The organism is Lewinella sp. (assembly GCF_050633125.1).
Taxonomy (GTDB): domain Bacteria; phylum Bacteroidota; class Bacteroidia; order Chitinophagales; family Saprospiraceae; genus Lewinella.
In genome coordinates this window covers 1-10,506 of sequence record NZ_JBOEFX010000175.1, presented here as the reverse complement: position 1 = coordinate 10,506, position 10,506 = coordinate 1, and the positions used below count along the sequence as shown (strand labels likewise).

The window sequence follows — 10,506 nt, the reverse complement described above, 5'->3', positions numbered from 1 at the left end:
CCTTCTCCTGTTTTACTAACCTTCAATCGCTATCAACCCCAATTCATAGCTCTCCTTTTATATAAGCTAGCCTCAGCACGGAAAACCCGATGGGGCTTTCGATCGTTTACAGAGGGAAATCTCCTTCCATCCTAAATTATCTTGTCTAGCTTTGTAAAAAAAACGACTCTAATGGAAATACTGATTGAAACCTTTGGCTGGCTGGGGTCGGCCTTATTGATTTTAGCTTATCTCCTCAATAGCTTTAATTATTTGGCAGCACAATCATTATGGTACCAGGCCATGAACTTTGCTGGTGGTGGATTATTGATCATTAATACGATATTCTTGGGAGCATATCCTTCTAGTGCCCTGAATATTGTTTGGGTCATTATTGCAGGTGTCAATATGTTACAAGCTAGCCGTAAGGAGAAAGGAGCTAACGCATTGGAAATTGTGAAAAGTTGAGGTGATATGGCCATTATGAACTATTCTCCATTTAGTTAAGTATCGATTCGGAAAGCATTTTGAACGATAATTATATAGGTAATATACTGTTTTTAAAAAAACAAGGCCGATACTTACAGTTAAGTATCGGCCTTTTGGTATCCTATAATATGGAAAAAAATGATCAGTGTTTCCCCTATAGTTATAAAGTTACGCTTCTCCGGTAGAAGTCAAAGCACTGCTTAAATACTCCCGATTTAGACGGGCGATATTGGTTACTGAAATCCCTTTGGGGCATTCCGCTTCACAAGCAGTGACATTGGAACACATACCAAATCCTTCTTCATCCATGACGGTTACCATGCGTTGAGCACGGCGAGCAGCTTCGACCTTACCCTGTGGCAATTGGGCCAGATGGCTTACTTTCGCACTTACAAAAAGCATTGCTGAGGCATTAGGACAAGCAGCAACACAAGCACCACAGCCAATACATTCGGCAGCATCCATAGCAAGCGAAGCCTGTCCTTTTTCAATAGCAATCGAGTTGGCATCCTGTGCCTGGCCAGTATTGATAGAAATATAGCCCCCAGCTTGGATAATTTTATCCAAGGAAGAACGATCAACTGCAAGATCCTTAAGTATAGGAAAAGCGGATGCACGGTAAGGCTCAATCACAACGGTCTCTCCATCTTTGAAGTGACGCATGTGTAGTTGGCAGGTTGTGGTTCTGTGGTTTTTCCCGTGGGGGTGGCCATTAATGACCAGGTTACACGTACCGCAGATACCTTCCCTACAATCGTGTTCAAAAACGACAGGCTCTTCTCTTTTTTGAACAAGATCTTCGTTTAAGACATCCAGCATTTCCAGAAAAGACATGTGTTCCGTCACATTGTCCATTTGATAAGTGACAAACTTACCTTTAGTGTTGACGTTGGGTTGACGCCATATTTTTAATGTTAGTTTCATTTTCTTTGTTTTAGATGCAATTGTTAGAAATTCGTAAGAAGCTAAAAGTTAGCATACATTTACACCCTTACATGTTTTCCAACCTTTGCATTTAATTACTTATAGGATCGGGTTTTCAGCTCTACGTTTTCAAAGGTCAATTCCTCCTTATGGAGAACTGGATCTTTACCACGCTCAGTAAACTCCCACGCAGATACGTAGGTGTACTCCTCATCGCGCCGCAGTGCTTCTCCTTCAGCAGTTTGATACTCTTCGCGGAAGTGACCACCACAGCTTTCGTTGCGATTAAGTGCATCGAACATCATGGTTTCACCCAATTCCAGGAAGTCAGCTACTCGTAGTGCTTTTTCCAATTCCGGATTGTACTCATCATTGGTACCTGGTACAAAAACATCTTTGTAGAATTCCTCCTGAAGCTCACGAATCAATTTGATCCCTTTGTTGAGTCCTTCTGCATTACGAGACATACCACAGTAATCCCACATGATTTGCCCCAAACGGCGGTGGAAGCTCTCGACAGACTGAGCACCTTGGATATTCAATAAGGTGTTGATCCGTTCGCGTACGTCGCTTTCAGCCTTTTGGAATTCTTCAGCGTTTTCATCAAAGTGAGGGGTGCGAATCTCTTTACTAAGAAAATCGCCAATAGTATAAGGAATGACAAAGTAGCCATCTGCAAGTCCTTGCATCAATGCGGATGCTCCCAGGCGGTTGGCACCGTGATCAGAGAAGTTGGCTTCACCGGCAGCAAAGAGGCCAGGGACGTTAGTTTCCAGGTTGTAATCTACCCACAGGCCACCCATGGTGTAGTGTACTGCTGGGTAAATCTTCATTGGCGTTTGGTAAGGATTCTCGCCTGTGATCTTTTCGTACATCTCAAACAAGTTGCCGTACTTTTCTTCGATCACTTCTACGCCCAGTTCACGTACACGGGCTGCGCTGGCATTTTCTTCCCCGCTACTCTTGGCTTTAGAATGCCCGTAGCGTGTAATTGCATCCTCAAAATCGAGGAATACCGCAAGGCCGGTTGGTGCTACTCCGAGACCCTCATCACAAGCTACTTTGGCTGCCCGGCTCGCTACATCGCGAGGTACAAGGTTACCAAAAGCAGGATAGCGACGCTCGAGGTAGTAATCACGATCATCTTCAGGGATATCATCACCACGCTTTTTGCCCTCACGGATAGCCTTTGCATCTTCTTGCTTTTTGGGTACCCATACCCGGCCATCGTTCCGCAGTGATTCAGACATCAACGTCAGTTTAGACTGATACTCGCCAGAAACAGGGATACAAGTAGGGTGAATTTGTGTAAAGCAAGGGTTGGCCATCAAGGCTCCTCGCCGAACAGAACGCCAGGCAGCAGATGTATTACACATCATGGCATTGGTACTCAGGTAAAAGACGTTACCATAACCACCGGTACACAAAACGACAGCGTGTGCCGCATGACGTTCCAACTCGCCAGTGAGGAGGTTACGCGCAATAATACCACGAGCTTTCCCATCTACTTTTACCAAATCTACCATTTCATGGCGATTGAAAAGCTCCACGTTACCTAGTGATACCTGGCGGCTCAAGGATTGGTAGGCTCCCAATAGCAACTGCTGCCCAGTTTGGCCACGCGCATAAAAAGTACGGCTTACTTGCACGCCGCCAAAAGAACGGTTGGCCAATAAACCACCATATTCACGAGCAAAAGGCACGCCTTGGGCTACAGCCTGGTCAATGATATTACGGCTCACTTCTGCTAAACGGTGTACGTTGGCCTCCCGAGAGCGGTAATCTCCTCCTTTGATCGTATCATAGAACAAGCGGTAAACACTGTCACCGTCATTCTGGTAATTCTTAGCGGCATTGATTCCTCCCTGGGCAGCAATAGAGTGAGCCCGACGAGGACTGTCGTGGAAGGTGAAGGCCTTAACGTTGTAGCCTAATTCGCCAAAGGTGGCAGCAGCAGCGCTACCAGCTAATCCGGTACCTACAACAATGATATCAAGACGACGCTTATTATTTGGAGCAACCAAAGGCATGGTAGAGCGGTACTTCGTCCATTTTTCGCTCAACTCACCTGGTGGCACTTTATTTTCGAGTTTCATATTGTTGATTTTATTATTTGCTAGTGCAGGGTTATTGATTAAGGTACATCAGGATAGGAATCATCGCAAAACCTAATGGAATGAGAATAGAATAAACCTTGCCTACCAGTTGAATGAACGGCGTGTACTTTTTGTGGTTGATGCCTAAAGTTTGGAAGGCACTTTGGAAACCATGCCACAGGTGGAACGCAATAACAATCATACTAGCTACATAGATAACTACATAGAGAGGGTCTGCAAAAGCAGTCATAACCAAAGTATAGAGATCCTTTACTTGCTCACCGTCGCCATAACTGACCATGTCCACTGCACCCATTTTCATTTGCAGCCAAAATTGGTACATGTGTAAAAGCAGAAAAATGAGGATAATTGTCCCCAACCAGCCCATGCTTTTAGCGATAGGGCCATTGGTGTTTACAGCTCTGGTAACTTTTACAGCATACCCTTGGCTACCACGGGCTGTCCGGTTTTTACTCCAGATGGCAAGTCCTTGAACAGCATGTAGTACGATGAAGAAATACAATCCATAAGAGGTAAACTTAATCAATGGATTGGTGGTCATAAACTTGGCGTAAACATTGAAGCTTTCGCCTCCATCACTGGCCAGTAATTGGAGATTGCCAAGTAAATGGACCAACAGAAACACAATCAAGAAAAGCCCAGTGAGGCTCATCAGGAGTTTGCGTCCGATGGAAGAGGTTAGAAATTGCGTAAACCAACTCATGTTTTTCGTTTTTCGTTTGCCTAGGGCAACTATAGTTTAAAAGAAGAATGGATATTTAAGTCAATGACTACAAATCTACATTTTATAAGCGTTTTTCCATAAGTGTAGTTAGCTAGGATGGCAAGTGTTTGTCTTATTTAGAACTATTCTAGCTAGTGAGTATTGGTATTGAATTTTTCTGCCTTAAATGCGGTGAAAAATCGTACTTTTGCGCCGCAAAAACAGACGCATGATTAGTGTTCTGGTGCATTTCAATAATAATCAATGGCGAAGGAAGTAACAAATAAGCCGAGTTTTGAAGAGTTTTTGAATTGTTTTCCGCCAGTAGAACTGCCGTTTACACTGGGAGAGGATACGCACATGCTTTTCAGTAAAGAGAATGACCCTATTCCCGGTGCGATTATTGCGGAATATATTCTCCCGCTAGAGGGCGAAGAGGAGACGGATGAGGTAACGGAATATATCGCTTGTTTTGCTTTGCCAACATCGAAGAATTATCACGCGATCGTTTACTGGAAAGCAGGCTTGTTGAATTATGAATACAAGCTGTTTACGTTTGATACGAGAGGTAACCTGATTGCGGAAAAGGTGATCGCCGGAACAACCTACGATGGAATGGAGTTGACCCAGACTATGGCCGCTATTCAGGAAGATTTATTGCTTTATTTGGTTTCTGGACAAAGCCAGTTGGTAAAAGAGGAGTACACGGCTGCCAATAGTACGGCCAACCGTTTTCAGATTACAGAAGAAGGTAAGATTGTGGAGTTGTAGTTTTTGGGCGCTTCCCCGCAGGAGCGGGGGCGGGCTGTCCGCCACTCGTTATTCACTCGGCCCTCCTGCGTCGGTCTGCCCCGTTGGGGCCTGGCTCTCATCCCTAGCGCAGATGGAATGCTTCCAAATAGATTCTCCCAGCTTGGCGATATTTAATTATTATCCGCGAAGTGGAACTATTCTTACTTACGAATCGTTTACTTGATGTAAACATATGAACCCTATTAAATATTAATCCCCCAAATCGGCCACTTCTTAGAACATTCTCTTCTTCTGGCCGGTTCCAATTACAGTTGCTTACGAGCGAATATTTCCTTAGCTTACCGTTGTGCGAATTTATAGCAAAGTACCAGGTGCCAGCCTAAGGTATGCCGGAAGTTAGAATAAATAATTATGCTACCTGTCGCAACTGATTTAGACGAAAAAACAACATGAGTAAAAATAAAAAGAAACCAAAAATTAAAGGCAGAAAATTAAGTGCCAAAGACTTACAACGCGCAGTATTAAGACTTTTTCAACGCCACCCCGGCAAACAGTACAATCCCCGCCAGGTTATTGCCAAGCTTAAGATTACGAACAACAAGGATGCCGTTCAGTATGCTATCGAACAACTGGTAGCCGACAATGCATTGTATGCAAAGGATAAATTCAAATACCAAATAAACCGTGAATACGTGGCTGAAAGTGATCAGAAAACCGCTGAAGGTAAGGTAGATATGACGCGTTCTGGGGCAGCCTATATCGTGATCGAAGGTAGAGAGGAGGATATATATGTCTCTCCTAAAAATGTAAAGAACGCCCTCAATGGAGATAAAGTAAAGATCCGTTACTGGAAGCCCAGAGGGCGGCATAAAGCAGAAGGCGAAGTGCTGGAGGTATTACAAAGAGCTACCGAGCACTTTGTGGGCATTTTGCAGCTATTCCCTCGTTTTGGTATTGTAGCCATTGAAGGGAATCAAACCATGGAAATTGCCGTAGACCTCGAGGATATTCAGACTGCTGAAAATGGCGACATGGTTGTCGTAAAACTGAACGAAGATGCGGAAGTGAACAGTCGTACCTCGCGTCCCAAAGGGATTATCACTTCTGTATTGGGGGCACCGGGTAGTAGTAGCCTGGATATGCAAGCGATCTTGATTAATAACGGCTTTAATATTGATTTCCCACCGGAGGTAGTTAAGGAGTCAGAAGAGCTGAGTACAGAGATTACGGAAGAAGAAATAACAAAGCGTCGTGATTTCCGTGATACCCTCACCTTCACGATTGATCCTTTGACTGCGAAGGATTTTGATGATGCTTTATCGTATCGGAAATTAGAGGATGGGCAGTTTGAAATTGGCGTACATATTGCGGATGTGAGTCACTATGTTCAGCCTAAAACAGCATTGGATAATGAGGCTTATAAGCGTTCTACTTCGGTTTATCTGGTAGATCGGGTTTGCCCAATGCTGCCTGAGAAAATTTCTAATGAGTTGTGTTCTCTTCGCCCTCATGAGGATAAGTTAACGTTTTCGGCGGCCTTCGTTTTTGATAAAGAAATGAAAGTGGTACGTCGTTGGTTTGGTAAAGCGATTATCCATTCGGATCGCCGCTTTACTTACGAAGAAGCCCAAGAGGTTTTAGAATCCGGTGAAGGCGACCATCCAGAAGAATTGCAGTTGTTGAATAATGTTGCCAAAAAGCTGCGCGAGCGCCGCTTTAAGCATGGTTCTATAGATTTTGCTTCAGAGGAAGTACGCTTCCGCTTGGATGAAGATGGTACTCCCTTGGAGGTGTACGTCAAAGAGCGTAAAGATGCCCACATGCTGGTCGAAGACTTTATGTTGTTGGCCAACCGTGAGGTAGCAGGTTTTATTGGTAAAAAGGAGAAAGCAAGGAACAAGGTCATCCCGTTTGTCTATCGAGTACACGATGAACCAGATCCAGACAAAGCATTGGAATTATCATTGTTTGCCAAAGCCCTTGGCTTTGAAATGGACGTGAGTACTTCCGAAGCTATAGCCAAGTCTTACAATATGCTGATTACCCGGGCCGAAACGGACCCCGCATTGAAAATGTTGGCACCATTAGCGATCCGGACCATGGCAAAAGCTGTTTATACCACCAATAATATTGGTCATTATGGTTTAGGTTTTGAGTACTATAGCCATTTTACTTCACCTATTCGCCGTTATAGTGATGTGCTTACTCACCGTATTTTAGAGCTGAATCTGCCCAAGGGTAGTATGCATATTGTTAATGGCAATGAATTGGAAGAGAAATGTAAGCACATTTCCAACCAAGAACGCCGAGCCACTGATGCCGAGCGAGAAAGTATTAAATACAAGCAGGTAGAGTTTATGGAAAAACACGTTGGCGAAGAGTTTGCCGGCGTTGTAAATGGTATTGCCGATTTTGGTGTGTTTGTTGAATTGACAGAAAGCCATTGTGAAGGAATGATTACCTACGACAACATGGACCAGCCTTATGATATGGGAGATGGCCGCCTGAGTATCCATGGTCGTCACGATGGGCAACAAATCAGAATGGGCGACGAAATACGGGTAAAGGTGCTTGAAGCGGATATCAAACGTCGTCGTATAGAGATGGCTTTGGTCGAGGGGCCCAAGCGAAAACCGGAAGAAATAGGCACTTTTTCCGGAAGGCCGAAAAATAAGCCATCGTTTCCTCGGAAGTCAGATAAAAAGAATGATAAAGGCCGTCGTCGGACGGGGAATCGCAGGAAGTAGGTTTATTGGCTATTTAAGCTTCTGTACTTTTGCTAAGCACCTTGTGCAATTACCTTTTCTGCTTAATTACTTTGTGAACTAAACGACTATCTCCCCGCTGAATACTGATAAAGTAGGTGCCGGGGAGATAGACTTTTAAATCCAGGGTTGTTTTCTGATAAACGTTTTTTTGTACCAATAACTGCTGCCCCAGGAGATCGTATAGCGCTACTGAAAACATCCCTTCTGCTACAACGACAACTTCGTCTACAAATGGATTGGGGTATGTACTTACTTCAGGAGTCCTTGGCTCTTGCTTTACGGCTACAATCATATCACACTGTCCATCGTCCATGAAAAAAGGGAAAGAGCCATCAATGGGAGAGTCGAAGCACCTCAGCCCTCTAAAGTAATCGTGAATAGTGAAGCAATATTCGTCTTTCCAGTAATAGAAGTGATTAATGCAGCCTATTCCTTCGTATATGGTGAAGCCCGATCCACCTAAATTTTCACTTTCTAAAGAAACGTGTTGTACTTTCAGGGAAACGTTGTTAATCTCTACGTAAGAGATAGAATCAACGACGACGGAAAAGGTATCTGTTGGGCAATCTTGTTCCTCCAAATCACCACAAAAAGAAGGAACCTGCCAGGATTCTCCCGCGTTTTTATTGAAATCGTAAAGCAGTTCGAAGCTGGATACGTGTCTGTTCCAGTGATATACTTGCCCATCTTCTTCGTAAATGTAGTTGTAAGTAACACCATCTTCTCCGCATCGCCAGCTCAAATCAGCTCCGCCAAGTTTGCGGCAGCTTTGCCCTTCAATGATGGTATCACTTAGGACATTCATGGTAATGATATAAGGGAAAAAAGGACCTTCGTTACTGTTTTGGTATTCCGCCCAATAGTAATACGTCGAGCCTACGGGCGCAAATTCTATTTGAGCGGAGAGGAAAGTATAACCAAATACATGGAGAGTGAATAACAGAAAGAGAGGTCTTTTCATGGAGCTGCGTTTTAGATAAAGACTTGGCGACTATTTCGTCAAACTTGGCGAAGATCAAATCTAATTTAAGCAAATAAATACAAACGCCCGCTGTGGATATGATCCGACAGCGGGCGTTGTTTTTTGAGAGTAGTTTGCTTTATCAGCAGCAAATATTCTTATAATCTATAGAAGATTATGATCCTATTTGTAGATAAGACTCCATTAGTGGCAAATACGCTGCCCGGGGGAGATTGTTTTTTTCTTTTCTATGAAATAATTTTAGTCAGTCTCTACGATAAAGCACCCAAAATCAAAGGCCAGCAAAAGGCTTTCTTCCTGATAGTGCTCAGGCCGTAGCCGTGCTTGGTGGCGCTCCAGTAGTGTTTGTTCTTTGTTGATGAAGTTTTGCAAGGTTCGCATCAATTTGATGTGGCGGGGGAAATCTCCCGCTAGAGGAATGTTAGCTGCACCTAGTTTTTGGAGAAGTCTTATTTGTCTGTCGGCGTTGTAAGGAGCGTGTAGGGTGGGATAGCGAAAGCTCAGATAAAGAGAGATCATTCCATAACCATCGTCATGGTAGTGGCTGTTATCGGTTTTTGCAGGATATTGCTGTCGGTATTGCTGAAGCAATTGATCACAGTAAAAGACAAAGCGGTCAACACGAGCGTGGGCCTCTTTGTCTTCATTGAAAAGGTCAGAAAACATGCTATGGACGAAGTAAGGGTCCATCGCTATGAACGCAAGGAGCATCCGTTTGGGGTCGTAGGCTTCTCTTTTCCAGAGTCGGCGAGTGGTACTGTTTTGCAAAGATTGGTCGTACATCTGGGCGAAGTCTGTAGCATCACTATCCCAGTTTTTTTGCCAAATTGCTTGGCTTTCCCAGTAGTGAAGGCGTTTTTCCGCTGCACGGCTACCTAGTGATTCGGCGTATTGCCCGAGATAGTCTTTAAGTTTGTGGAGTTGCATGCGGGCAAAGGTAATAGCTGGATACTGAATGGTGCAGGAGACAGCACAAAAATAAACTGAACCTTCGTTTTTTGCGCAATACTGCATGAATGTATTTATACGAATGACTAGGTTTTTCTTCCTACCCAACCTTGATGACTAGCCTTTACGTCTAACTAGAAAAAATGTCTCTGACGATAAAAAACACCAATGAAGTACTTAATCCTTTGCTGTTTCCCTCTTTTTTTTCTTAGTACTTGTGATGACGATGAACAAGTCACTACCAATAGCGTGGAAGACTATTTGATCTTTGGCCGCTATGGGTTTGAATGTTTCGGCAATTGTATCACAGTCTATAAGTTGCAAGGGGGAGAGTTGTTTGCTGATGACCTGGAGTACGGTTTCCCAGAAACGGACGATTTCCAGACTACACCATTAGGCACTGCGCAGTTTCAAATAGCAGAAGTGCTTTCTGATGAGTTCCCTGAAGAACTTTTGGAAACGGATCAAAGGATTTTTGGTTGCCCGGATTGTGTAGACCAAGGCGGCTTCTATTTGTCCTTGAAAAGGAATGGCACGGTTACTACTTGGCAGATTGATACGGATGATGTTGATCAGACGCAGGGTATTTTAGATTATAAGGCTCGAATTATTGAGGTGATGGAGGCGCTTTAGGATGGGGAGCTGATTGTCTGATCGCACTCTACGGTTGGGACACATTTATGTGTCTTGACCTCGGTAGAGGTCAAATATCGGTAGAACCATGTATGTTGGAGTTAAAACGACCTCGGAGGAGGTCGAATATCAATTCCTATTAGATGACAGGGCCGAACGAATCAAAGTGGAGGGCTATATTTTCCATCGTGCGACCTCATCCGAGGTCGT

The 10,506-nt window shown here is 44.0% G+C and carries 9 protein-coding genes; 4 read left to right on the top strand and 5 right to left on the bottom strand.

The window, feature by feature from the left end:
- The first annotated feature begins 171 nt into the window (after nucleotides 1-171).
- The gene (locus ACRBG0_RS27055; RefSeq protein WP_431489953.1) at nucleotides 172-447 is read left to right on the top strand and encodes a CBU_0592 family membrane protein; all 276 of its coding nucleotides are present in this window, start codon (nucleotides 172-174) and stop codon (nucleotides 445-447) included.
- A 189-nt stretch (nucleotides 448-636) separates the two neighbouring features.
- Here ACRBG0_RS27055 and ACRBG0_RS27050 read toward each other — a convergent pair whose 3' ends face one another.
- From ACRBG0_RS27050 to ACRBG0_RS27040, 3 genes are all read right to left on the bottom strand, one after another.
- The gene (locus ACRBG0_RS27050; protein ID WP_431489952.1) at nucleotides 637-1,392 is read right to left on the bottom strand and encodes a succinate dehydrogenase/fumarate reductase iron-sulfur subunit; all 756 of its coding nucleotides are present in this window, start codon (nucleotides 1,390-1,392) and stop codon (nucleotides 637-639) included.
- 95 nt (nucleotides 1,393-1,487) lie between these two features.
- Nucleotides 1,488-3,488, bottom strand: coding sequence for a fumarate reductase/succinate dehydrogenase flavoprotein subunit (locus tag ACRBG0_RS27045; protein ID WP_431489951.1), 2,001 nt, complete (start codon nucleotides 3,486-3,488; stop codon nucleotides 1,488-1,490).
- Between the two features lie 31 nt (nucleotides 3,489-3,519).
- Nucleotides 3,520-4,212 (bottom strand): succinate dehydrogenase cytochrome b subunit, encoded by a 693-nt coding sequence (locus ACRBG0_RS27040; protein WP_431489950.1) that lies wholly within the window; start codon nucleotides 4,210-4,212, stop codon nucleotides 3,520-3,522.
- Nucleotides 4,213-4,476: 264 nt separating this feature from the next.
- Here ACRBG0_RS27040 and ACRBG0_RS27035 point away from each other — a divergent pair, with 264 nt between their 5' ends.
- The gene (locus ACRBG0_RS27035; RefSeq protein ID WP_431489949.1) at nucleotides 4,477-4,983 is read left to right on the top strand and encodes a hypothetical protein; all 507 of its coding nucleotides are present in this window, start codon (nucleotides 4,477-4,479) and stop codon (nucleotides 4,981-4,983) included.
- A gap of 431 nt (nucleotides 4,984-5,414) precedes the next feature.
- Nucleotides 5,415-7,712 (top strand): ribonuclease R, encoded by a 2,298-nt coding sequence (gene rnr / locus ACRBG0_RS27030; protein ID WP_431489948.1) that lies wholly within the window; start codon nucleotides 5,415-5,417, stop codon nucleotides 7,710-7,712.
- A 49-nt stretch (nucleotides 7,713-7,761) separates the two neighbouring features.
- Here rnr and ACRBG0_RS27025 read toward each other — a convergent pair whose 3' ends face one another.
- Both ACRBG0_RS27025 and ACRBG0_RS27020 read right to left on the bottom strand, forming a co-directional pair.
- Entirely contained in the window at nucleotides 7,762-8,694 is a 933-nt protein-coding gene (locus tag ACRBG0_RS27025) for a T9SS type A sorting domain-containing protein (protein WP_431489947.1), read from the bottom strand.
- Between the two features lie 261 nt (nucleotides 8,695-8,955).
- A complete protein-coding gene (locus tag ACRBG0_RS27020; RefSeq protein ID WP_431489946.1) occupies nucleotides 8,956-9,642 on the bottom strand; it encodes a hypothetical protein in 687 nt (228 codons plus the stop codon).
- A 189-nt stretch (nucleotides 9,643-9,831) separates the two neighbouring features.
- Between ACRBG0_RS27020 and ACRBG0_RS27015 the strand changes: the two genes are divergently transcribed.
- Nucleotides 9,832-10,296 (top strand): hypothetical protein, encoded by a 465-nt coding sequence (locus ACRBG0_RS27015; RefSeq protein ID WP_431489945.1) that lies wholly within the window; start codon nucleotides 9,832-9,834, stop codon nucleotides 10,294-10,296.
- The last annotated feature ends 210 nt before the right edge of the window (nucleotides 10,297-10,506 follow it).

Coding starts and splice junctions, on each gene's coding strand:
- ACRBG0_RS27055 (WP_431489953.1), top strand. CDS start 172: ATGGAAATACTGATTGAAACCTTTGGCTGGCTGGGGTCGGCCTTATTG.
- ACRBG0_RS27050 (WP_431489952.1), bottom strand. CDS start 1,392: ATGAAACTAACATTAAAAATATGGCGTCAACCCAACGTCAACACTAAA.
- ACRBG0_RS27045 (WP_431489951.1), bottom strand. CDS start 3,488: ATGAAACTCGAAAATAAAGTGCCACCAGGTGAGTTGAGCGAAAAATGG.
- ACRBG0_RS27040 (WP_431489950.1), bottom strand. CDS start 4,212: ATGAGTTGGTTTACGCAATTTCTAACCTCTTCCATCGGACGCAAACTC.
- ACRBG0_RS27035 (WP_431489949.1), top strand. CDS start 4,477: ATGGCGAAGGAAGTAACAAATAAGCCGAGTTTTGAAGAGTTTTTGAAT.
- rnr (WP_431489948.1), top strand. CDS start 5,415: ATGAGTAAAAATAAAAAGAAACCAAAAATTAAAGGCAGAAAATTAAGT.
- ACRBG0_RS27025 (WP_431489947.1), bottom strand. CDS start 8,694: ATGAAAAGACCTCTCTTTCTGTTATTCACTCTCCATGTATTTGGTTAT.
- ACRBG0_RS27020 (WP_431489946.1), bottom strand. CDS start 9,642: ATGCAACTCCACAAACTTAAAGACTATCTCGGGCAATACGCCGAATCA.
- ACRBG0_RS27015 (WP_431489945.1), top strand. CDS start 9,832: ATGAAGTACTTAATCCTTTGCTGTTTCCCTCTTTTTTTTCTTAGTACT.